The sequence below is a fragment of the Kaistia soli DSM 19436 genome (assembly GCF_900129325.1).
GTDB classification, from domain to species: domain Bacteria; phylum Pseudomonadota; class Alphaproteobacteria; order Rhizobiales; family Kaistiaceae; genus Kaistia; species Kaistia soli.
Map to the genome: position 1 here is coordinate 537,379 of NZ_FQUP01000004.1, position 21,476 is coordinate 558,854.

Consider the following 21,476-nt stretch of genomic DNA (forward strand, 5'->3'; position numbering starts at 1 on the left):
TTTCAGCCCGAGCGAGCGTGTCCTGATGCCAAGTGCCACCGATCCGGTCGATGCCTTCGTTGACTATGATGCGATTCCTGTCGCTTCGGCGACCACGGGACCGCTCGCGGGATTGAGGCTGGCGGTCAAGGATCTCTACGATGTCGCCGGCTATCCGACCGGTGCCGGCCACCCGCTGGTGCGCCAGCAAAGCACCATCAAGACGACGAGCGCGCCGGCCGTTCAGGCGCTGCTCGATGCCGGCGCCGCTTTTGTCGGCAAGACGCATACCGACGAATTCGCCTATTCGATGAATGGCGAAAACGCCCATTACGGCACGCCGATCAATGTCCGCGCGCCCGGCCGCATTCCGGGCGGCTCGTCTTCCGGCTCGGCGGCGGCGGTTTCGGCAGAGATCGTCGATATCGCCCTTGGCACCGATACCGGCGGATCGGTCCGCGCGCCGGCGTCCTATAACGGCCTGATCGGTCTTCGCCCGACCTTTGGCCGCATCGACATCTCCGACGTCTTTCCGCTCGCCCATTCCTTCGACACCGTCGGCTGGTTTGCCCGCGACGCCGACACCTTCGCGCGGGTGGGCGACGTATTGCTCGGCCCGGACGAAACCGGCGCGCCGCTGACGCGCTTCATCGTCGGCGATGACATCCACGCGCTGCTCCTCGGCGATCTCGAGGAGGCCGCCGTTCGCTCGGCGACGCCGCGCATCGCCGCCCATCTGGAGCCGGCCGGCGCCGTGATCGTCGCACAAGAAGGCCTCGCAGCCTGGCGCATGATCTTCCGCACCATCCAGGCCTATGAGGCCTGGCAGGCCCATGGCACCTGGATCAAGGCCAACAACCCACATTTTGGCCCGGGCGTTCGTGAACGCTTCGAATGGGCGAGCCATGTCGCCGACGACGAATATGCGAGCGCGGGCGCCCGTCGCCGTCAGGTTCGCGAAAGGCTGACCGCACTGCTCGGTGACGACACGGTGCTCGCCATCCCCACGACGCCGGGCATTGCGCCGCTCCGCGGACTTGAGGGCGAGGTCCTCGATTCCTATCGCGACCGGGCCCTGTCGATGTTGTGTTCCGCCGGCCTTGCCGGCCTGCCGCAGATCAACCTGCCGCTGGCCGAACATCAGGGCTGTCCGCTCGGCGTCTCGCTCGTCGCTCCCGCTGGCCGCGACCGGGCGTTGATCGACCTCGCCCGCCGCATCATGGCGGGCTGACGCCATGGACACGCTGACGCGGATGCGCACCTTTGTCGAGGTCGTCGAAGCCGGCGGCTTCTCCGCGGCGGCGCGCAAGATGGGACGATCCAAGGCCCTCATCTCGAAATATGTGCGCGAGTTGGAGGACGAGCTCGGCGCCCGCCTTCTCAACCGTACCACCCGGACGTTGTCGCTGACCGAGGTCGGCCAGACCTACGCACGCGACGCCACCGAGATTCTCCAGCGCATCGACGATCTGCAAACCTCGGTCGGCGATGCGCATGCCGCTGCCCGTGGCCGCCTCAAGGTCAGCGCGCCGCGCACCTTCGGCGACGGCGAACTCGGCCGGGCCATCATGGATTTCGTGATGGAGGAGCCGGATATCAGCCTGGAACTCCATCTGGAGGACCGTTTCGTCGATCTCGTCGACGAGGGCTTCGACGTTGCCATCCGTATCTCCTCGCTCGGCGATTCGAGCCTCATCGCCCGCCGCCTGTCGGCTTTCCGCATCGTCTGCTGCGCCTCCCCCGAGGTGATCGAGAAATACGGCCTGCCGGAGTATCCGATCGACCTGCTCGACCGCCCCTGCATCATCGACTGGAACGTCAATCGCGGCCATTGGCCGTTCATGGTCGAGGGCGAGCGGGTGACGATCCCCGTCAAGGGTCGCGTCGAGATCAACAGCCCGAGTGTCGGCCGTCAGGCCGCCCTGGCGGGGCTCGGCTTCCTGATGGTTCCCTATCTCGTCGTGCGCGACGACATCGCCAGCGGCCGTCTCGTCGCAGTGCTCGAGGCGTTCGAGACCTCGGCCGTCGCTATACACGCCGTCTATCCGCACCGCCGCCACCTCTCCGGAAAGGTGCGCGCCTTCATCGATTTCCTGGTGCGCTGGTTCGACGGCAAGAACCCGCCCGAGGGCGGCTGCTGATCTGTCCGACACGATCTGGCCGCAGTTCTCGGGCGAAGTCGTCAATGTCGCCGCTTCCGGAACGATTCATGCTCAATCGCCGCCTTCTGCTCGCTTTCGCGCTTCTCTCGGCCGGAATGGCAACCGCCAGTGCGCACCCTCATGTCTTCGTCGATGCACGCGAGGAAATCGTCTTCGACGCGACTGGCAAGATGACGGCGATCCGGCACAGCTGGCAGTTCGATGAAGCCTTCACGGCCTTTGCCGTTCAAGGGCTCGATGCTAATGGCGATGGCAAGCTTTCCGACGACGAATTGCAGCCGCTCGCCAAGGTCAATGTCGATTCCCTCAAGGAATACCGCTACTTCACCAACCTGAAGGTCGGCGACAAGCACGTCCCCGTGAACTTCCCGAGCGAATACTGGCTCGATTTTCACGGCGGCCGGCTGACGCTGTTCTATACGCTGCCGATCAGGACGCCGATCGCGCCAGGCCCGCACGCGACGCTTGAAGTGTTCGATCCGGAATATTTCGTCGCCTTCAGCTTCGTGAAGAACCACGAGATCACGCTGAACGGGGCGCCTGCCGGCTGCAAGGCGACCGTCCGTCCGCCGCACGAGCTCGACGACGCCACTATGGCGCAGCTCGCCGCGATCCCGGCCGACCAGCATGACCTGCCGCAGGAACTCGCGGATGCCGCGTCGAGCCTCTCAACCCTCATTACCATCGGCTGCTCATGAAACGCGCCACGGCTCTCATCGGCGCCCTGCTGCTGACGCCGGGCACCGCCTTCGCCGGCCCAAGTCCGTTCGGCATCGCAACGCCGGATGGCGGCGGCGCGCTCAGCTGGGCCGGTCCGTTCCGAGGCTTCTTCGTCTGGATAGCCGCCGAGCAGTCGAGCTTTTACCGCGAGCTGACCGGCGCCCTGTCGGAGCTATCGCAGAGCAGCCACGCCGCCTGGTTCCTGATCGGGCTCTCCTTTGCCTATGGCGTGTTCCACGCCGTCGGACCGGGTCACGGCAAGGCCGTCATCGCCTCCTACCTGCTGGCGACCGGCGACACGCTGAAGCGTGGCATCGCCATCTCCTTCGCATCGGGCTTCGTCCAGGGATTGACGGCGATCATTGTCGTTGGGATCGGCACCATCCTGCTCAAGGTCACCGCGGTCACCATGACGCGCGCCACGGACGCGCTGGAGATTGCCAGCTATGCGATGATCGCGCTCTGCGGCGTCTGGCTGCTGTGGTCGAAGACGGTCGGCCGGCACGACCATGGCAGCGGGACCTCCGCAGCGACCGCGCCACATGTGCACGACGCCTTCTGCGCGATCCACGGCCATAACCGGCTCGGGCTGGATCGACGCAGCCTCGGACAGCAGGGTCTGGCCGTCACGCCGACACGGTTCGGCGCCGCCGCTCTCGGCCAGCCGCGCCTTGCCTATGGTGGCTTTTCCGCGACGGCAGCGACCGCGAGCGTCGATCTTTCCTGCGATTGCGGCCATGCGCATATCCCGGATCCCGCCACACTGACATCGCCGCTCACCTTGCGGAGCGGCATCGCCGCCATCTTGGCCGTCGGGATCAGGCCATGCTCGGGCGCCGTCATCGTGCTGGTTTTCGCCCTGGCGCAGCAGCTCTGGTGGGCCGGCATCCTCTCGGTGCTGGCGATGTCCCTCGGCACCGGCGCCACCGTCGCGGCACTGGCCATCCTTGCCGTGAAGGCGAAGGACATCGCGGTGCGGTTCACCGGCGATGGCCGATCCGCTCTCGCCAACCGCGTCTTGCGGGGCTTCGAGCTCGCCGCGGCCGCCGGCATCCTGCTGTTCGGCCTCGCGATGCTCGGCGGTGCGCTCGCGAGCGGCTGAGGCTACTCCGCCGCGGCCTGATAACTGCCGCGCGCCGCAATCCGCGCCCGCATCGCATCGCCGAAAGCGCGGAACAGCCGTCCTGATGGGGCGTCGGTCGCCACCCAATATTCCGGATGCCACTGCACGCCGACTGCGAAGCCGGCCGCACCCGTCACGCTGACCGCCTCGATGGTGCCGTCTGGTGCCACCGCCTCGACTGTCAGCCCTTCGGCAAGCGTGCCCACCGCCTGACGATGTAGCGAATTTACCTTGAACGCCTCGGCGTCGACGATGCGGCCGAGACAGCCGCCCGTCGTGATCACGACGTCCTGGCGAATGGCGAAGCGCTCCGCCTGGTCGTTGGAAACCGGCGCGCGGTGGTCGCTCCGCCCGGGCAGGTCCTGCACCTCCGAGATCAATGTTCCCCCCAGCGCGACATTCAGCTCCTGGAAGCCGCGGCAGATGGCGAGGAGCGGCACGCCGTGCCGGATCGCGGCGCGGATGAGCGGCAAAGTCGTCGCGTCGCGTGCATGGTCATAGGGCTCGGACGCGGCATCCGCCTCGGCGCCATAGAGCGGCGGATGGACGTTCGACCGGCTGCCCGTGACCAGCACGCCATCGACCCGTTCGAGCAGCCTGTCGATATCAAGTGCATCGCCGAGCGAGGGGACAATAACCGGAATGCCGGCAAGGCCGATCGTCACGGCCTTCACATAGGTCTCGGCCGCCGCGTGCCAGCGATAGTTGTCGACATCCTTGACATCTGCGGTGACGGCAACAAGCGGCGTGAGCTGGGGCGCGTTGGTCATGACGGTCTCTGGTGGCTCGAATAGGGTACGATCTCAATCGCTCAGACAGTTGGCGAAATTACGCCATATCGGCAACGGTCTCGCGCTCTGTAACGGTGTGCACGTCTTCGACCGGCAGTTCCTCGTCATCATGAGATTCCGGCACCAGAGCCAGGAAGGCACGCGCCGCAGCATTGGACGGGCCATCCTTGTGTTCGCTCGCGACATGCATCAGTGCCAGTTCCCAGCAGATCGACTCACCCGAAAGCGCGGCGATGGCGATCGGCAGCTTGCCGGCCTCGCCCGCCCGCGCCTCGGCGATCGCCTGCGGCATCAGCGCGATGCCGAGCCCGCGCGCGACGAGCTCCAGCAGCGTCGCGAGATCATTGACCTCGAAGGCGATGCGCCGCGCAACGCCGGCCTCGGCAAACGCGGCGTCGACCAGCCGCCGCGTCGACCAATCGGCCTGGAAGTCGACGAAGGTCGCGCCAGCGAGATCGGAGATGCGCAGATTGCGCCGCCGCGCCAGCGGATGGCCCTCGGCCGCGACCAGCACCATCGCTTCGCAGGCGACGATCCGCGCCGCCATGCCCTCGAGAGGCTCGCCGAAGAACGGCACGAAGGCGAGATCGACTCGGCCGTCGCGCAGCTTCGCCGTCATGTGCTCAGAGCCGGCCTGGCAGAGATGGATCTCGATCGAAGGATGCGCGGCATGGAAGCGGGCAAGCAGGTCCGGCAGGTCGATGAACGGCGCCGGTGACTGCACGAGGCCGATCGAAAGGCTGCCGCGCACGAGCCCCTCGACGTCGGCCAGCGCCTGACGCGCTTCGCGTGCCGTCGCCAGCACCCGCTTCGCATGAGTGAGAAACACCGCTCCTGCCGTCGTCAGGTCGACGCGGCGGGTCGACCGACGGAACAGCACGGTGCCAAGCTGCGCCTCCAGCGCCCGGATCGAGGCCGAAAGCCCGGACTGCACGATGTTGAGACGTTGCGCGGCGCGGGTAAAATGCTGATCCTCGGCAACGGCGACGAAGTGCTCGAGTTGGCGGAGGTCCATCGCGAACTCCCTGGCGGCCGGGCGTTGGCGGCGGAACGCGGCCGGCCTTGGCGGATTGATGCTTCGCTATGCTGAATATCAGCTCAGATTTCTATTGGAAAGATGAATGGCGCTTGCCGATCATGCGCGCCGAAAGCCCACCGGAGATTCCCATGCCCAAGACGACGCTTCCCACACGCCCCCTCGGCAAGACTGGCCTCGACATCACGCCCGTCGGCTTCGGCGCCTGGGCCATCGGCGGCGATGCCTGGGGTCCGCAGGACGACAGCGCCTCGATCGCCGCCATTCGCCATGCGATCTCGGCGGGCGTGAACTGGATCGATACGGCCGCGATCTACGGCCTCGGTCATTCCGAGGAGGTGGTCGCGGCAGCGCTGAAGGACATCCCGAAGTCTGAGCGGCCCTATGTTTTCACGAAATGTGGCCTCGTCTGGCCGCCTGAAGATCGCGACCGCACCAATGTTCGCCGTTCCGGCAAGATGGACAGTATCCGCCGCGAGGTCGAGCTGTCGCTGAAGCGGCTCGACGTCGAGGTGATCGACCTCTACCAGATGCACTGGCCAGCGCCCGATGCACCTCTGGAGGAATACTGGCAGGCCCTGCTCGATTTGAAGCAGGAGGGCAAGGTGCTGCATGTCGGCCTGTCGAACCATGACGAAACGCAACTCGAAACCTGCGAGGCGCTCGGCCATGTCGAGACCTTGCAGCCGCCGTTTTCAATGATCCGCCGCGATGTCGGCGCCGCGATCCTGCCGTGGTGCAAGGCGCATGGCACCGGTACGATCGTCTACAGCCCAATGCAGGCCGGGCTTCTGACGGGCACCTTCTCGGAAGAGCGGGCCGCCAAGCTGCCCGATAGCGACTGGCGCAAGAAGGACGGCCAGTTCACCGGCGAAACATTGAAGAAGAACCTTGCGCTCGTCGATGCGCTGCGCCCGATCGCCGACAAGCACGGCGCGACGGTTGGCTCGGTTGCGCTGGCCTGGGCGCTTGCCTGGCCGGGCCTGACCGCGACGATCGTCGGCGCCCGCGCTCCGGAGCAGATCGACGGCTGGATCGGCGCAGCGACGCTGACCCTCGACGACGCCGATTTCGCCGCGATCGACGAGGCGATTGCGACAACCGGTGCCGGCACTGGCCCTGCTCGCGCCGCTTGACCGATCGGCCGTCGCATCCGGCCGCCTGGCGTCCGGATGCGACGGTTTTGACCTATTTTTCGACGATACGGCCCTCGGCTTTCGGGGCGATCGCCTTTTTCGCCGCCACATAGTCGATGACCTGGCTCGCCATGAGCTGGGCATCGATCGGCCCGAGCAGCACCTTGGCGTCGCGGAACATCGCATAGCCATCGCCGCCGCCAGCCATGAAGTCGTTGGTGGCGAGCGTATAGGTGGCCGCGGGGTCGAGCGGCTTGCCGCCGACGCTGATGGCGAGAACGCGGTCGCTGGGCCGCTTGGAAAGATCGACTTCGACGGTCATGCCGGAGATCTGCGGAAACCGGCCCGCGCCCATATCGGCCTGGCTGAAGCCGTTGGTGAGCGCATCCTTCAGCGTCGCGCCGGAGACTTCGAGCTTAACCGTTTTGTTCCCGAAAGGCAGCTCTGCGAAGATGTCGGCGCGCGTCAGAACGGTTCCGGCCGGATATTCACGATCGGCCCGGATGCCGCCGCCATTGGTGATGGCGACGTCGGCACCGACCGCAGCGCGCATCGCATCGGCGAAGAGATTGCCGATCGCGGCCTCCTCCTCGCGCACCGTGGCGCGGCGGCTGTCCAGCGGAGTCTCGGTCGTGCCGATATCGACCTTCAAGGCCTCGTCGAGCTTGTCTTGATAGCCTTTCACCACCGCGGCGATCTTCGGATCGGGCGTCACGTCGGCGGTGTCGACAATGTCGAAATGCGGCGTCCAGGTCACGGTCGTCTTGCCGTCCTTCTCGGTCTTGTCGACCGTGACGGTGGTGACGACGACGCTGTCGCCCTGCGAGCCGGACTCGGTCAGCACCGTCCTGCCGTCATAGAAGGCGAGCAGATGCTCGTCATGGCCGGACAGAACCAGATCGCCCGCATGGGCGCGCGTCAGCGCCATGTCGATGGAGAGCGGTGTATGCACGACGGCGACGACGAGATCGGCGCCCGCCTCGCGCAGCGCCTTCGCCCGTGCCTTGCCGGTCTCGATCGATGACTGGAATACCATGTCGCCCGGGCTGGAGACGACGGGCGTGTCCTCTGTCGTGAGCCCGTAGAAGCCGACCTTGATGCCCTCGACCTCGACCAGCTTGGTATCAAGCGTGTTCGGCGGCTGGCTGCCGCCCGGTTCGCGCATGTTCGAGGTCACGATCGGGAACTTGGCCGCGCTGATCTGCGTCTCGAAATTCGCCTTGCCGAAGTCGAATTCGTGGTTGCCCGGCGTCATGGCATCGACGCCCATCTGATTGAGGATGTCGATGATATGCGCGCCCTTGTCGATGCCCGACAGCAGCGACGGCGAAAGCGTGTCGCCGGAATGGACGAAGAAAGTCGGCCCCTTGGCACGCTCCGCCGCAACAACCGCTGCAACGCGGGCAAAGCCGCCGCGCCCCTTGGCGTCCTGCATGCGATCGATATCGTTGGTCTGGACGAAGCGCAGCGTCACCGCTTCGGCAAGCGCAGCCGCAGGCAACAGCCCAGTGAGAAGCAGAGCAGCGGCGGCGCGCAGAAGCCGGACGCGCAGGCTTGTGGCTTCAGGACGAAGAATAACGGGCATCGGATGCTCCTCTTGGTCGAGGCGGGGGATGAGCGGGCGCATCTTAAGCATCCAATGTGTCAATCGCGCCGCGACCTGTCACCCCAAAACCGCCGCGGCGGCATTTTGGCCGCCACGCTGTCCGGGGTTTGAGAAGCGGCTGCAGAACCCTATTCTCTGCCGCAACCCATCGATCAGGAAGACGAGACCTCATGGACGCCGCACCGACCGAACTTTCCGCCCTGCCGCCCGGCCATCCGCCGGTGGCGCGCGGCCGCATCGGCGTGCTGCTCGTCAATCTCGGGACGCCTGATGCCACCGACTACTGGTCGATGCGCCGTTATCTGAAGGAGTTCCTTTCAGACCGCCGCGTGATCGAGGTACCGCGGCTCATCTGGTGGCCGATCCTCAACCTGATCATCCTGACCTTCCGGCCGAAGAAATCCGGCCACGCCTACGCCTCGATTTGGAACAAGGAGCGCAACGAATCCCCGCTGCGCACCATTACGCGGGCGCAGGCCGAAAAGCTCGCGCCGCGATTCGCGGACGACAAGCGCATCGTCGTCGACTGGGCGATGCGCTACGGCACACCCTCGATCGAGGAACGGCTGACCGCGATGAAAGCAGCGGGCTGCGAGCGCATCCTGATCGCGCCGCTCTATCCGCAATATGCCGCGTCGACGACCGCGACGGTCAACGACAAGGCCTTCGAGGTGCTGAAGGCGATGCGCTGGCAGCCGGCGATCCGCACGCTGCCGCCCTATCACGACGATCCCGTCTATATCGACGCGCTGGCGCGCTCGATGCAGAAATCGATCGCGGCGCTCGATTTCGAGCCGGAGCTTGTACTGGCCTCGTTCCACGGCCTGCCGAAGGAATATCTCGACAAAGGCGATCCCTATCACTGCCATTGCCACAAGACGGCGCGGCTGCTGCGCGATCGTCTCGGCTGGGCCAAGGACAAGTTGAAACTCACCTTCCAGTCGCGCTTCGGGCGCGCCGAATGGCTGCAGCCCTATACCGACGTGACAGTCGAGGCGCTTGCCAAGAGCGGCGTCAAGCGGCTCGCCGTAGTCAGCCCTGGTTTTGCCGCCGATTGCGTCGAGACGCTGGAAGAAATCGCCATGCAGAATGGCGACATCTTCCGCGAGCATGGCGGCGAGCATTTCGCGGCCCTGCCCTGCCTCAACGACAGCGAAGAGAGCATTGCCCTCTTCGAACATCTCGTCCGCCGCGAACTGGCGGGCTGGATCTGAGGCGAGCGCGGCTCAACCGGCCGCCGCTTCCTTCATCAGCGGGTAATAGCGCTGCCAGAGCGCATAACGCGCCTCATACGCCTTGGCGAGCGCGGGATCCGGCATGTAAGTCCTGAGCCGCTTCGGCGGCGGGCAGACCTCGCGCGGCGAAAGGCCGGTCGCCGCGATCCGCGCCAGCCGCGCCGCGCCGAACGCGCCGCCGAGTTCGCCGTCCTCGACGGTGTGCACCGGGATGCCGAGCACATTCGCCATGATCGACGCCCAAAGCGCCGAGCGCGAGCCGCCGCCGACGAGATCGATCTCCGCGACATGGCTGCCGGCCGCTTCGAGCACCGCCTGGCAACTCCGCGTGGCGAACGCGACGCCTTCGAGCACCGCCTGCGTCAGCGCAGCGCGATCATGCTCATGCGCTAGGCCGATGAACGCGCCGCGCGCGCCGACATCGTTATGCGGCGTCCGCTCGCCCGAGAGATAGGGCAGGAAGAGAACAGGCGCTGGTGCTTCCACCGTCTCGCCCAGCGCCGCGAGCAGTTCGCCTTCCTTGACGCCGACAAGGTTCGAATACCAGGACAGCGCCGAAGCTGCCGAGAGCATGACGCCCATCTGGTGCCAGGTCTCGGGGATGGCGTGGCAGAAGGCATGGACCGCAGAGGCAGGATTCGGCAGGAACCTGTCGGTCGTGACCCAGAGAACGCCGGATGTGCCGAGCGACAGGAACGCCGAGCCGGCAGCAATCGCGCCGAGCCCGACCGCGGCGGCCGCATTGTCGCCCGCACCGCCCGCAACGACAGGCGGCGTCGCCATGCCCCAGCGCTTTGCGAGTTCGGCGTCGAGCGGCCCGCCGGATTGCGATCCCTCGACGAGGCGCGGCATGAAGCTGCGATCAAGCCCGGTGGCGGCGAGCACCGTATCCGACCAGTCGCGCTTGCCGACATCGAGCCAGAGCGTGCCCGACGCGTCGGACATCTCGTCCACCTTATCGCCGGTCATACGGTAGCGGACATAAGCCTTTGGCAGCAGAACGCTGCGGGTGCGGGCGAAGATTTCCGGCTCATGCTTTCGCACCCAGAGCAGCTTCGGCGCGGTGAAGCCTGGCATGGCGAGATTGCCGGTGATGGCATGAAGCTCAGGGCATGCAGCCTCAAGCTCGGCGCATTCCGCGGCCGCGCGGCCGTCATTCCAGAGGATGCACGGCCGCAGCACGGCGCCATCCTTGTCGAGCAGCGTCGCACCATGCATCTGGCCCGAGAGCGCGATGCCGCGCGTCGCCGCGATCTCGGCCGGGAAAGCCACCGCCAATGCGTCCATGGTCTCGAGCGTCGCGGTCCACCAGCTTTCCGGATCTTGCTCCGACCAGCCGGGCTCGGGACGCTGCACCGTCAGGGGGCGCGATTCCGATCCCAAGACCGCGCCATCGCCTGACATCAGCACCGTCTTGACGCTGGACGTCCCTATGTCGATCCCGATGAACATCTCTTCCTCCTCCTGCCGCGCCGCGCGCCGTCACCCGACAGCCCGCCAACCCGCGTTCCATTTTTGAGTTGCGTACCGCAAATCGCGATCGTATACCACCACCAGCAGGCGTTGAGCCTCAAGCAAAGTGGCCTTTGTTTGACATTATTTATTTGATTATCAAATCAAATACCGCATCTCCCGGGCCCCTTGCCGCATGACGTGCGCCCCTCATCCATTTGGGGGCCACATGCTCCGCCGTTCGTTTGAGCGCCTCGTCGATCGGGGCGCCGTAGCTCAACTGAGGAGGAAATGCCCATGTCCCAGTTCTTCACGCAGAAGGACACCATCATGTTCGAAGGCCCGGACGCAACCTCTCCGCTGGCCTTCCGCTGGTACGACAAGGATCGGGTGGTCTTTGGCAAGCGCCTTGAGGATCATCTCCGCTTTTCGGTCGCCTATTGGCACTCATTCACCTGGCCGGGCGGCGACCCCTTTGGCGGTGAAACCTTCCTGCGCCCCTGGATGCATGGCAGCGACCCGCTGGCTCTGGCGAAGCAGAAGGCCGATGTCGCTTTTGACATGTTCCGCCTGCTCGACGTGCCTTTCTTCGCCTTCCACGATGTCGACGTAGCCCCCGAGGGAGCGACGCTCGCCGAGTCAATCGACAATCTGAAGGTGATCACCGACATCTTCGCCAAGAAGATGGAGACCGAGAAGGTTCGCCTGCTCTGGGGCACGGCCAATCTCTTCTCGCATCGCCGCTACATGGCGGGCGCTGCGACCAATCCCGATCCCGACGTCTTCACCTATGCGGTCGGCCAGGTTCGCGCGGCGATCGAGGCGACGCACAAGCTCGGCGGCGCCAACTATGTCTGCTGGGGCGGCCGCGAAGGCTATGAGACGCTGCTCAACACCGACATGAAGCGTGAGCTCGACCAGCTCGGCCGCTTCCTCAACATGCTCGTCGAGCACAAGCACAAGATCGGCTTCAAGGGTCCGATCCTGATCGAGCCGAAGCCGAAAGAGCCGACCAAGCACCAGTACGACTACGACACCGCAACGGTCTACGGCTTCCTGGAGCGCTACGGTCTCGCCAAGGAGGTGAAGCTCAATATCGAGCAGAACCACGCGATCCTCGCCGGGCACTCGTTCCACCACGAAGTGATGCTGGCCTTCGCGCTCGGCATCTTCGGCTCGCTTGATATCAATCGCGGCGACAATCTCCTCGGCTGGGACACTGACCAGTTCGCGATGGATGTCGGCGAACTCGTGCCGGTCTTCCACGAGTTCCTGAAGGGCGGCGGCTTCACGACCGGCGGTCTCAATTTCGACGCCAAGATCCGTCGCCAGTCGATCGACCCCGACGATCTCCTCATCGGCCATGTCGCCTCGATGGATGCCTGCGCCCGTGCTCTGATCGGCGCGGCGCGCATGCTGGAGGAAAAGGGGCTCGAAGGCCCGCTGGCCGCGCGCTATGCCGGCTGGGACAGCGCCGAGAGCAAGAGCATCCTTGCAGGCGAGCGAAGCCTCGACCAGGTCGCTGACCGCGCGCTCACGATCGCCGATCCGCAGCCGCGCTCCGGCCGCCAGGAATTGCTCGAAGGCGTCGTCAACCGCTACCTCTGAGCGGCGCTCTTCCTCATCCTGACACGGGAACGGCCGTCGGCCGTTCCCCTCCTGCGGCGTTGTTTGCCTCGCCGCGGCGAAGCTCGTAAAGCTCGTCGCGGCAAGGTGGAGGCGCGACATGGACTTCTTTGGCTTCAATGCGACCATTCTCGTGCTGGTCGTCCTCGTCGTCCTGGTGCTGGCAGCCGGCATCAAGACCGTGCCGCAGGGCTTCAACTATACGATCGAGCGCTTCGGCCGCTACACGCGCACGCTGAAGCCCGGCCTCAACCTCATCGTTCCCTTCGTCGACCGTATCGGCGCGAAGATGAACATGATGGAACAGGTGCTCGACGTTCCGACGCAGGAAATCATCACCAAGGACAATGCGACGGTCAGCGTCGACGGCGTCACCTTCTATCAGGTGCTGGATGCCGCGCGCGCCGCCTATGAGGTGCAGGGCCTGCAGAACGCGCTGCTCAACCTGACCATGACCAACGTGCGCACGGTCATGGGCTCGATGGACCTCGACCAGCTCCTCTCGCATCGTGACGAGATCAACGACCGCCTGCTGCGCGTCGTCGACAGCGCAGCCTCGTCCTGGGGCATCAAGATCACGCGCATCGAGATCAAGGATATCGTACCGCCCGCCGACCTCATCGCGTCGATGGGCCGCCAGATGAAGGCCGAACGCGAGAAGCGTGCGCAGATCCTCGAGGCGGAAGGCCTCCGCCAATCCGCGATTCTGCGCGCGGAAGGCGAAAAGCAGGCGCAGATCCTGCAGGCCGAAGGCCGCCGCGAAGCGGCCTTCCGTGACGCCGAAGCGCGGGAGCGCGCCGCCGAGGCGGAGGCCAAGGCGACCGAGCTCGTCAGCCGCGCGATCGCCGCCGGCGACGTGCAGGCGATCAACTATTTCGTCGCCCAGGGCTACACTAAGGCGATAGAGGCGCTCGCCTCGGCGCCCAATCAGAAGGTGCTGATGATGCCGATCGAGGCCGGCGCGCTGCTCGGCTCGATCGGCGGCATTGCCGAGATTGCCCGCGAGGCCTTTGGCACGGAGCCGTCCTCGCCGCGTGGCCCGACGCGCCGCAACCCCTCCGTTCCGCGCACCGGCGATGGCAGCTGAAATGGACGCGTGGCTTGCTTCGCTCGGCGCATGGAATTGGGTGATCGTCGGGCTGGTGCTGCTCGCCCTTGAACTTTTTGCGCCCGGCGCCTTCCTCATGTGGTTCGGACTGGCGGCCATCGCCGTCGGCCTGCTGTCACTTGCCGTCGCGATGCCCTGGCAGCTGGCGGCGGTCGTCTTCGTCGTGCTGGCGGTGGTGTTCGTCATGATCGCCCGACGCCTGGCGCTCCGCCGCGCCGATGCCGAGGACGATCTCAGGCTCAACGACCGCGCTGCCCGCCTGCTCGGCCGCACCTTTGCGCTGAGCGAGGCGATCCGCGAGGGGCAGGGCCGCATCCGCGTCGACGATTCAAGCTGGGGCGTCGAAGGGCCGGATCTGCCGGCTGGAACGCTGGTGCGCGTCGTCGGCCATGACGGAACGCGGCTGAAAGTGATCGCGGCCTAAGGGCTGGAGCTCTCGGGAACGGCAGGGCTGTCGCCGGCCGGCGCGACCGCGAGGATCGCCGAGAGCGTCGCGAAGATGCGGTCGGTCTCGGCTTCCGTGATCGGATTGGCATCGAAGATCTGCAGACAGCGCAGCCCCTCGACCACCAGGAACGTCATCAGAGCGATCTCCGGCTCGCGCGCCTTCCTGAGACACTCGACAATGCGCTGATTGTGATCGCGGATCGGCTCCAGCAGCTCGGGGGTCTCGGCCATCGCGGCGAGGAAGCCCTGCGCACCGCCGGGCTTCGCGGCAGGTGTGGCGCAGAAGGAGCGCATCAGCGCCAGCGCGACGCTGGAGCCATCCGACGGCGCCGCGTCACCTGCCAGTCCGGCCGACCGTTCGACCGTTTCAAGGTGACGTTCGATGATCGCTTTGATCAGCGACGCCTTCGTTGGAAAATGATACAGTAGACCACCTTTGGAAACGCCAGCCTTCTCGGCGACGGCATCAAGGGACAGATGGGCCGGCCCTACCGCATGGGCAACGGCGGTCGCTGCCTCCATAATGCGATCGCGCGTGCTGCTGCGCGGGGGCTTGAGCGGCTGTTGCTCGTCCACACTGTCTCCTGGGCTCGGGCCGAACGTTGCCAGGATGCAACGCAATGGCGCAAGATGTGTTGCCGCATTGCAGCATGTTGACTTGACCGTCCAGACGGTACACTCTTTTATGCTGCACGATCAAGGATGCTTGCTGAGAAGCGTTCTGACACATTGATCGATGCAGAAATGGTTGCCGATTGGGCGGCAACCCAAAAGCTGGATAGCCTCATGGTGCGTGCCATCATCGCCACGGTGTTCCTGATCATCGTGGGCGCAATCTGCGGCCTGCTGATCTTCATGAACGTGTTTTTCGACAAGGCGACGGCGCAGTTCTTCGCCAGCATGAAGCGCCCGGTCGTAACGGTCTCGGCCATCGAGGTGCAGCCGACCACATGGAAGCCCGGCATCTCCGCCGTTGGCACCGTGGCCGCCTCGCAGGGCGTCGACGTCTCGGTTCAGGCTGGCGGCATCGTCGAGCAGATCCTGTTCAAGGCCAACGACAAGGTCGAGAAGGGCCAGCTTCTGGTCCAGATCGATGACGCCGTCGATCGCGCCGGCCTCGCCAGCGCCAAGACATCGGTTTCGGTCGCGCAGGATGCGCTGACCCGCTCGCAGGCGCTGCTCGACCGCAAGGTCGGGACTATCGCTTCGCTGCAGGATTCGCAGAACAATCTCGACAAGGCCAAGGGTTCGCTGCAGCAGATCGAGGCGACGGTCGACCAGAAGGCGATCAAGGCACCGTTTGCCGGCACGATCGGCATTCCGAAGATCGATGTCGGTCAGTATGTCCAGCCCGCCACGGTAGTCGCGACGTTGCAGGATCTCGACACGATGAAGGTCAACTTCACCGTGCCGGAACAGCAGCTCGGCTCGCTGAAGATCGGCCAGACGGCAAAGTTCGGCCTGACCGAGGACAAGCTGACCTATACGGGCCAGATCACCGGCATCGATCCGAAGATCGACCAGGCATCGCGCCTCGTCACCGTGCAGGCCCTGGTCAGCAATTCCGATGGCGCGCTGCGGCCCGGCATGTTCATCCATGTCCGCGTCGACCTGCCGGTCGAGAACAATGTGATCGCCGTGCCGCAGACCGCCGTCACGATCAGCCTCTATGGCACCTATGTTTATGTGATCGACAAGGCGGACCCGGCTCCCGCCGCTGCGGCGCCTGCCGCTGCGCAGGGCGCGGCCGCGGCAGCCCCCGCTGCTCCTGCTGGGCCTGAGCTCGTCGCCAAGCAGGTCTTCGTCACAACAGGCCGCCGCTCGGATGACACGATCGAGATCGTCAAGGGTCTCACTCCGGGGCAGCTCATCGCGACCTCGGGCCAGAACAAGCTTTCGCCCGGCGCCCCCGTCGCGATCGACAAGGACGGCGAGCCACCGGAAGGTGCCGTGAAGCCTGCGGGAGCGCTCTGATCATGGGTTTCTCGGAGATCTTCATCCGCCGCCCGGTCTTGTCGACCGTGGTGAGCCTGCTCATCCTGCTGCTCGGCGCGCAGGGCATCCTCTCGATGTCCATCCGCCAGTATCCGAAGGTCGACGAGACCGTGATCACGGTCACAACCGTGTATTCGGGCGCCAGCGCCGACGTGATCCAGGGCTTCATCACCTCGACGATCACCAAGTCGGTTTCGGCGGCCGAAGGCGTCGACTACGTCACCTCCTCGAGCGCGCTGGGTCTCTCCACCGTCTCCGTGCACATGCGCCTCAACACCGATCCCGACAAGGCGTTGACCGAGGTCATCGCCAAGGTCCAGCAGGTGCGCGGCGATCTGCCGACCGAAGCCAAGGACCCGGTCATCCAGAAGGGAACGGGCTTCTCCTTCGCGCTGATGTATCTCGCGGCGCGCAGCGACACGATGAATGCGCAGCAGCTGACCGACTACCTGATCCGCGTCATCCAGCCGCGCTTTGCCACGGTGAACGGCGTTGCGAATGCCGAAGTGCTTGGCGCGCAGGAATTCGCGATGCGCGTCTGGCTCGACCCGATGGCCATGGCTTCGCGCCAGGTCACGGCGACAGACGTCCTCTCCGCGATCACCTCGTCCAACTTCCTGTCGGCGCCCGGCAAGACCAAGAACGACTATTACGCCTATTCGATCGAGGCGAAGACGACACTCCAGGACCCCGAGACCTTCGGCGCCTTGCCGATCCGCACCAATGGCGATGAAGTCGTGCGGCTGCGCGACGTCGCGCGCGTGGAGCTCGCCGCGGCCTCCAACGACGCGCGCGTCCGCTTCAACGGCAAGGACGGCGTGTTCCTCGGCATCTTCCAGACGCCGTCGGCCAATCCACTCGACGTCGCCTCCGGCGTGCGCGCCGAGCTGCCGTTGATCCAGTCGTCACTGCCGACGGGCATGACGATCGACCTCGTCTATGACTCGACCGAAGCGATCAGCGCCTCGATCGAAGAGGTGCTGCACACGATCCTCGAGGCGGCGGCCATCGTCGTCGTCGTCATCCTGCTGTTCCTCGGCTCGTTCCGCTCGGTCATCATCCCGATCGTCACGATTCCACTGTCGCTGATCGGCGTCTGCTTCATCCTCTGGGCGCTCGGCTATTCGCTGAACACGCTGACGCTGCTCGCGATGGTGCTGGCCATCGGCCTCGTCGTCGACGACGCCATCGTCGTGGTGGAGAACATCCACCGCCATATCGACGAGGGCCTGAAGCCGATGAAGGCGGCGATCGTCGGCATGCAGGAGATCACCGGCGCCGTCATCTCGATGACGGTGACGCTCGCCGCGGTCTATGCGCCGATCGCCTTTACACAGGGCGTTACGGGCGCGCTGTTCCGTGAATTCGCGCTGACGCTGGCCGGCGCGGTGGTGATTTCCGGCTTCGTCGCGCTGACGGTATCGCCGATGATGGCGGCCCTGATCCTGAAGCCAGGTGGCGGCCGTCTGCAGCGTTTCGTCGACCATATCTTCGAGAAGTTCAGCGGTTGGTACGGCCGCCGGCTCGAAGGCTCGCTGAAGGTACGGCCCATCACGCTTCTGCTCGTCGTGATCGTCATGGGCACCGTCGGGTTCCTGTTCGTCAACACGAAGTCCGAGCTCGCGCCTGACGAAGACCAGGGCGCGCTGTTCGCCCTCATCAACGCGCCGCAATATGCGACAGTCGACTATACGCAGCACTATGTCGACCAGATCGCCGAGCGCACCGCCGACATTCCCGAGCGGGACGCCCTCTTCTCGATCGCCGGTTCCAGTGGTGCCAACTCAGCCTTCTCGGGCATGGTGCTGAAGCCCTGGGGCCAGCGCACGCGATCGCAGGCGGAAGTGCAGCAGGACGTCCAAGGTCGCCTCGACAAGGTCGCTGGCGTCCAGGCCTTCGTCTTCGGCATCCCGTCACTGCCGGGTACCGGCGGCGGCCTGCCGATCCAGATGGTCGTTCAGTCAACCGCTACGGCCGACCGCGTCTATGATGTCGCCGAAGAGATCAAGAACCGCGCCCAGGCGTCGGGCAAGTTCATCGTGGTCCAGAACTCGCTCTCCTTCGATACGCCGAAGGTGAACCTGACCATCGACCGCGCCCGCGCCGCCGCCCTCGGCGTTTCGGTCGCCGATATCGGCAATACGCTGACGCTGCTCGTCGGCGAGAACGGCATCTCGAAGTTCGACCGCGAAGCACGCGCCTACGACATCATCACGCAGGTGCCGCAGCAGTATCGCAACAATCCGGAAAGCCTCGGCACGTTCTTCGTGCGCTCGCAGTCCGGCAAGATGGTGCCGCTGTCGGCGGTGGTGTCGATCTCGACAACGGGTTCGGCACCGGCGATCGAGCAGTTCAACCAGCTGAATTCGGCAACGCTCTCGGCGCTGCCGGTTCCGGGCATCACATCCGGTACCGGTCTCGCCGCGCTGCAGGAGATCGCCCGCGAGGTGATGCCGCAAGGCTTCTTCATCGAATATGCCGGCCAGTCGCGTACCGAGATCGAGACCGGCAACACGCTGCTGATCGTGTTCGGCCTCGCCATCGTTGTCATTTATCTGGTGCTGGCCGCCCAGTTCGAGAGCTTCCGCGATCCGCTCATCATCATGATGTCGGTTCCGTTGTCGCTGTTCGGCGCCATTGCCGTGCTCAATATCTGCTCGCGGCTCGGCAATTTCGTACCGGCGCTGTCTGGCGGGACGCTCAACATCTACAGTCAGGTCGGCCTGATCACGCTTGTCGGCCTGATCACGAAGCACGGCATCCTGATGGTGGAGTTCGCCAACCAGCAGCGCGAGCTGCGTGGCCTCTCGAAGCATGAGGCGATCGTCGAGGCAGCGCGCGTCCGCCTGCGCCCGATTCTGATGACCACCGCGGCCATGGTGTTCGGCGTCGTTCCGCTGATCACCGCAGTTGGTGCCGGTGCCAAGGCGCGCTTTGCCATGGGCATCGTCATCGCGGCGGGCATGTCGATCGGCACAATCTTCACGCTGTTCGTCGTGCCGATGTTCTATACCTATCTCTCCAGCGCCCATCGCCGGCATACCGACGACGATGCCGCCACGCCGGAGGCCGTGGTTCATCCGGAGGCTAACCTCGCCGATGGAACGCCTATACCGCCGCCCGCGGCAGAACCGCCGCCCGGCGCTCTGCCGGCGCACTAAACACAGCAAAAGGCCGGCGCTCGCGTCGGCCTTTTGATTTCTGGCGGTGATCCGGCATGATGCGCCCGCAATCCCTCCCCCATGCGTCCAAGGAAAGCACGCCATGTTGAAACGGCTGATCCTGCCTGTCCTCCTGCTGCTCGGCACCGCCGCGCCCGCCTTCGCCGACGATACGGACGCGATGAAAGCGGCCGGGGCGGCCGAACTGGCTCGCCCGGCCGGCGCGACCGAAGAGAGCACGGTCAAGATCACGCGCGGTACCGAAACGATTGTCGGGACGCTGGAAATACCGAAGGGCGCAGCAAATCCGCCCGTCGTTCTGCTGTTGCACGGCTTCACCGGCTCGCGCGACGAACTCGCGATCAAAGGCACCAATGAGGGCATCTTCTCGCGAACGGCCCGCCTCCTCGCCGAGCGCGGCGTTGCCAGCCTTCGCATCGACTTCACCGGCTCCGGCGAAAGCTCCGGCAAGTGGGAGGATATGACCGCGACGAGCGAGATCGCCGATGGCCTCGCGGCCTTCGACTGGCTGAAGACCTCCGGTCTCGTCGATCCCGCTCGGATCCATGTGCTCGGCTGGAGCCTCGGCGGCCTGGTGGCAGCCCATGTCGCGGCGGAACGTCCGGTCGCCAGCGCGACCCTATGGGCCGCGGCCGCCAATCCGACCTATAATTTCGCGCATTTCATCGGGCCAGAAGCTGTCGAGGCGGCAATCGCTGATCCCGACCCGGCTCGTGTGGTCGAGATTGCGCTCCCATGGGGCATCAAGACCAAGCTGAAGACCGGCTTCTTCAAGTCGCTGACGACGGTTGACCCGGTTGCGGCGATCGCCCGCTACAAGGGCCCGCTCTTCGTCATCGTCGGCACCAAGGACATCATCGTCACGCCACAGCCGGCGGCCGGTGAGATCTTCCTCACCTATCATGACGGCCCCGAAAAGATCATGATCCTGCCGACCGACCACGGCTTCGATGCTTTCACCGGCCCGGAGACGCTCGACACCATGGCTTCGGCGAGCCTTGCCTTCATCGAAGGCAAATAGTCGGCAGCGCACGCGGAATCGAGAAAGGCCGGCGGTCCCAAGCCGCCGGCCTCCTTTTATTGCGGTCTGCCGGCCGATGCGGTTCGCGGCGGGCTAAAGTGCGAAGCCGCCATCGGCCGAGAAGCATTGCCCGGTGGTGTAGCTCGCCTCGTCGGACGCCAGATAGACGGCAAGCCAGGCGATCTCCTCGGCCGTGCCGAGCCGTCCCATGGGCTGCCGATCGACGAACTGCTGGCGGATTTCATCGATCGACTTGCCGGTCTTGGCGGCCTGCTCGGCGATGCGGCCATCGAGCGAGGGCGACTGGATCGTGCCCGGCGCAATGGCGTTCACGCGGACGCCCTGGCGGATGTGGTCCGCTGCGACGGCCTTCGTCAGTCCGATCACCGCGGCCTTTGAGGCGCCATAGGCATAGCGATTGGGAAGGCCGCGGATCGAGCTAGCGCCAGAAGCGATGTTGATGATCGAGCCGGCCCCCGCATCGAGCATGCCCGGCAGGAAGGCACGGATCGTCCGGTGCATCGACTTCACATTGACGTCGAACGAAAAGTCCCAGTCCTCGTCGGAGGTCGTCAGCGCCGAGCCGTGATGGACAAAGCCGGCGCAATTGAAGAGGACGTCAATGGGACCGCAATCGGCGGCAAGCGCCCCGACGTCCCTCGTGCTGCGGACGTCGAGTGTGTGGACCTCGGCGATCCCATGTTCGTGCAGGTCGGCCAGAAGGCCGCCATTGAGATCGGTGGCGATCACCGTCGCGCCCTCGGCGGCAAAGGCGATGGCGGTGGCGCGGCCAATGCCTGCGCCTGCGGCGGTGAGAAAGGCGCGCTTGCCTTCGAGACGGCGTGTCATGATTGCTC

The 21,476-nt window shown here is 65.4% G+C and carries 18 protein-coding genes; 12 read left to right on the plus strand and 6 right to left on the minus strand.

Annotated elements, in window-relative coordinates; all coding sequences use genetic code 11:
• Positions 1-25 precede the first annotated feature (25 nt).
• The 4 genes from BUB39_RS19260 to BUB39_RS25545 all read left to right on the plus strand — a co-directional run bounded on the left by BUB39_RS19260 (position 26) and on the right by BUB39_RS25545 (position 3,963).
• A complete protein-coding gene (locus BUB39_RS19260; RefSeq protein WP_073056971.1) occupies positions 26-1,210 on the plus strand; it encodes an amidase in 1,185 nt (394 codons plus the stop codon).
• A 4-nt stretch (positions 1,211-1,214) separates the two neighbouring features.
• Positions 1,215-2,120: a LysR family transcriptional regulator gene (locus BUB39_RS19265; RefSeq protein WP_073056714.1), complete on the plus strand. Its 906-nt coding sequence runs from the start codon at positions 1,215-1,217 to the stop codon at positions 2,118-2,120.
• Between the two features lie 68 nt (positions 2,121-2,188).
• Positions 2,189-2,839, plus strand: a complete 651-nt coding sequence (locus BUB39_RS19270; protein WP_073056973.1) for a DUF1007 family protein — start codon at positions 2,189-2,191, stop codon at positions 2,837-2,839.
• Positions 2,836-3,963: a nickel/cobalt transporter gene (locus tag BUB39_RS25545; RefSeq protein WP_084527679.1), complete on the plus strand. Its 1,128-nt coding sequence runs from the start codon at positions 2,836-2,838 to the stop codon at positions 3,961-3,963. Before BUB39_RS19270 ends, BUB39_RS25545 begins: the two co-directional genes overlap by 4 nt.
• A gap of 2 nt (positions 3,964-3,965) precedes the next feature.
• On the opposite strand, the gene BUB39_RS19280 is transcribed toward BUB39_RS25545, so the two are convergent.
• Both BUB39_RS19280 and BUB39_RS19285 read right to left on the minus strand, forming a co-directional pair.
• Positions 3,966-4,754 (minus strand): gamma-glutamyl-gamma-aminobutyrate hydrolase family protein, encoded by a 789-nt coding sequence (locus BUB39_RS19280; protein ID WP_073056720.1) that lies wholly within the window; start codon positions 4,752-4,754, stop codon positions 3,966-3,968.
• A 58-nt stretch (positions 4,755-4,812) separates the two neighbouring features.
• Complete coding sequence (locus BUB39_RS19285) at positions 4,813-5,790, minus strand: LysR family transcriptional regulator (RefSeq protein WP_073056723.1); 978 nt, start codon at positions 5,788-5,790, stop codon at positions 4,813-4,815.
• Positions 5,791-5,942: 152 nt separating this feature from the next.
• Between BUB39_RS19285 and BUB39_RS19290 the strand changes: the two genes are divergently transcribed.
• Complete coding sequence (locus BUB39_RS19290) at positions 5,943-6,947, plus strand: aldo/keto reductase (RefSeq protein WP_073056976.1); 1,005 nt, start codon at positions 5,943-5,945, stop codon at positions 6,945-6,947.
• Between the two features lie 52 nt (positions 6,948-6,999).
• On the opposite strand, the gene BUB39_RS19295 is transcribed toward BUB39_RS19290, so the two are convergent.
• Positions 7,000-8,532, minus strand: coding sequence for a bifunctional metallophosphatase/5'-nucleotidase (locus tag BUB39_RS19295; RefSeq protein WP_084527714.1), 1,533 nt, complete (start codon positions 8,530-8,532; stop codon positions 7,000-7,002).
• A 191-nt stretch (positions 8,533-8,723) separates the two neighbouring features.
• On the opposite strand from BUB39_RS19295, the gene hemH reads away from it, so the two are divergent.
• Positions 8,724-9,767 carry a ferrochelatase gene (gene hemH, locus BUB39_RS19300; protein ID WP_073056726.1) on the plus strand — a complete coding sequence of 348 codons (1,044 nt, stop codon included), beginning with the start codon at positions 8,724-8,726 and terminating at the stop codon, positions 9,765-9,767.
• 12 nt (positions 9,768-9,779) lie between these two features.
• On the opposite strand, the gene xylB is transcribed toward hemH, so the two are convergent.
• On the minus strand, positions 9,780-11,240 hold the full coding sequence (xylB, locus tag BUB39_RS19305; RefSeq protein ID WP_073056728.1) for a xylulokinase: 1,461 nt from the start codon (positions 11,238-11,240) through the stop codon (positions 9,780-9,782).
• A gap of 291 nt (positions 11,241-11,531) precedes the next feature.
• Here xylB and xylA point away from each other — a divergent pair, with 291 nt between their 5' ends.
• From xylA to BUB39_RS19320, 3 genes are all read left to right on the plus strand, one after another.
• Positions 11,532-12,848, plus strand: coding sequence for a xylose isomerase (gene xylA, locus BUB39_RS19310; protein WP_073056732.1), 1,317 nt, complete (start codon positions 11,532-11,534; stop codon positions 12,846-12,848).
• A gap of 118 nt (positions 12,849-12,966) precedes the next feature.
• Positions 12,967-13,953 carry an SPFH domain-containing protein gene (locus tag BUB39_RS19315; protein WP_073056734.1) on the plus strand — a complete coding sequence of 329 codons (987 nt, stop codon included), beginning with the start codon at positions 12,967-12,969 and terminating at the stop codon, positions 13,951-13,953.
• A 1-nt stretch (position 13,954) separates the two neighbouring features.
• The gene (locus BUB39_RS19320) at positions 13,955-14,398 is read left to right on the plus strand and encodes an NfeD family protein (RefSeq protein ID WP_073056736.1); all 444 of its coding nucleotides are present in this window, start codon (positions 13,955-13,957) and stop codon (positions 14,396-14,398) included.
• Here BUB39_RS19320 and BUB39_RS19325 read toward each other — a convergent pair.
• Complete coding sequence (locus BUB39_RS19325; protein WP_084527683.1) at positions 14,395-14,997, minus strand: TetR/AcrR family transcriptional regulator; 603 nt, start codon at positions 14,995-14,997, stop codon at positions 14,395-14,397. The two genes, BUB39_RS19320 and BUB39_RS19325, sit on opposite strands and share 4 nt — an antisense overlap.
• A gap of 210 nt (positions 14,998-15,207) precedes the next feature.
• On the opposite strand from BUB39_RS19325, the gene BUB39_RS19330 reads away from it, so the two are divergent.
• From BUB39_RS19330 to BUB39_RS19340, 3 genes are all read left to right on the plus strand, one after another.
• Positions 15,208-16,395 (plus strand): efflux RND transporter periplasmic adaptor subunit, encoded by a 1,188-nt coding sequence (locus tag BUB39_RS19330; protein WP_084527716.1) that lies wholly within the window; start codon positions 15,208-15,210, stop codon positions 16,393-16,395.
• Positions 16,396-16,397: 2 nt separating this feature from the next.
• Positions 16,398-19,577, plus strand: coding sequence for an efflux RND transporter permease subunit (locus BUB39_RS19335; RefSeq protein ID WP_084527685.1), 3,180 nt, complete (start codon positions 16,398-16,400; stop codon positions 19,575-19,577).
• A 103-nt stretch (positions 19,578-19,680) separates the two neighbouring features.
• Positions 19,681-20,619: an alpha/beta hydrolase family protein gene (locus tag BUB39_RS19340; protein WP_139251540.1), complete on the plus strand. Its 939-nt coding sequence runs from the start codon at positions 19,681-19,683 to the stop codon at positions 20,617-20,619.
• Between the two features lie 93 nt (positions 20,620-20,712).
• On the opposite strand, the gene BUB39_RS19345 is transcribed toward BUB39_RS19340, so the two are convergent.
• The gene (locus BUB39_RS19345) at positions 20,713-21,468 is read right to left on the minus strand and encodes an SDR family oxidoreductase (RefSeq protein WP_073056738.1); all 756 of its coding nucleotides are present in this window, start codon (positions 21,466-21,468) and stop codon (positions 20,713-20,715) included.
• Positions 21,469-21,476: the final 8 nt, after the last annotated feature.

Excerpts from the sequence above, each read along its gene's own strand:
- hemH (WP_073056726.1), top strand. The coding sequence starts at position 8,724 with ATGGACGCCGCACCGACCGAACTTTCCGCCCTGCCGCCCGGCCATCCG.
- BUB39_RS19340 (WP_139251540.1), top strand. The coding sequence starts at position 19,681 with ATGTTGAAACGGCTGATCCTGCCTGTCCTCCTGCTGCTCGGCACCGCC.
- BUB39_RS19295 (WP_084527714.1), bottom strand. The coding sequence starts at position 8,532 with ATGCCCGTTATTCTTCGTCCTGAAGCCACAAGCCTGCGCGTCCGGCTT.
- BUB39_RS19265 (WP_073056714.1), top strand. The coding sequence starts at position 1,215 with ATGGACACGCTGACGCGGATGCGCACCTTTGTCGAGGTCGTCGAAGCC.
- BUB39_RS19285 (WP_073056723.1), bottom strand. The coding sequence starts at position 5,790 with ATGGACCTCCGCCAACTCGAGCACTTCGTCGCCGTTGCCGAGGATCAG.
- xylB (WP_073056728.1), bottom strand. The coding sequence starts at position 11,240 with ATGTTCATCGGGATCGACATAGGGACGTCCAGCGTCAAGACGGTGCTG.
- BUB39_RS19260 (WP_073056971.1), top strand. The coding sequence starts at position 26 with ATGCCAAGTGCCACCGATCCGGTCGATGCCTTCGTTGACTATGATGCG.
- BUB39_RS19330 (WP_084527716.1), top strand. The coding sequence starts at position 15,208 with ATGGTGCGTGCCATCATCGCCACGGTGTTCCTGATCATCGTGGGCGCA.
- BUB39_RS19315 (WP_073056734.1), top strand. The coding sequence starts at position 12,967 with ATGGACTTCTTTGGCTTCAATGCGACCATTCTCGTGCTGGTCGTCCTC.
- BUB39_RS19320 (WP_073056736.1), top strand. The coding sequence starts at position 13,955 with ATGGACGCGTGGCTTGCTTCGCTCGGCGCATGGAATTGGGTGATCGTC.
- xylA (WP_073056732.1), top strand. The coding sequence starts at position 11,532 with ATGCCCATGTCCCAGTTCTTCACGCAGAAGGACACCATCATGTTCGAA.
- BUB39_RS19280 (WP_073056720.1), bottom strand. The coding sequence starts at position 4,754 with ATGACCAACGCGCCCCAGCTCACGCCGCTTGTTGCCGTCACCGCAGAT.
- BUB39_RS19270 (WP_073056973.1), top strand. The coding sequence starts at position 2,189 with ATGCTCAATCGCCGCCTTCTGCTCGCTTTCGCGCTTCTCTCGGCCGGA.
- BUB39_RS19345 (WP_073056738.1), bottom strand. The coding sequence starts at position 21,468 with ATGACACGCCGTCTCGAAGGCAAGCGCGCCTTTCTCACCGCCGCAGGC.
- BUB39_RS25545 (WP_084527679.1), top strand. The coding sequence starts at position 2,836 with ATGAAACGCGCCACGGCTCTCATCGGCGCCCTGCTGCTGACGCCGGGC.
- BUB39_RS19335 (WP_084527685.1), top strand. The coding sequence starts at position 16,398 with ATGGGTTTCTCGGAGATCTTCATCCGCCGCCCGGTCTTGTCGACCGTG.
- BUB39_RS19290 (WP_073056976.1), top strand. The coding sequence starts at position 5,943 with ATGCCCAAGACGACGCTTCCCACACGCCCCCTCGGCAAGACTGGCCTC.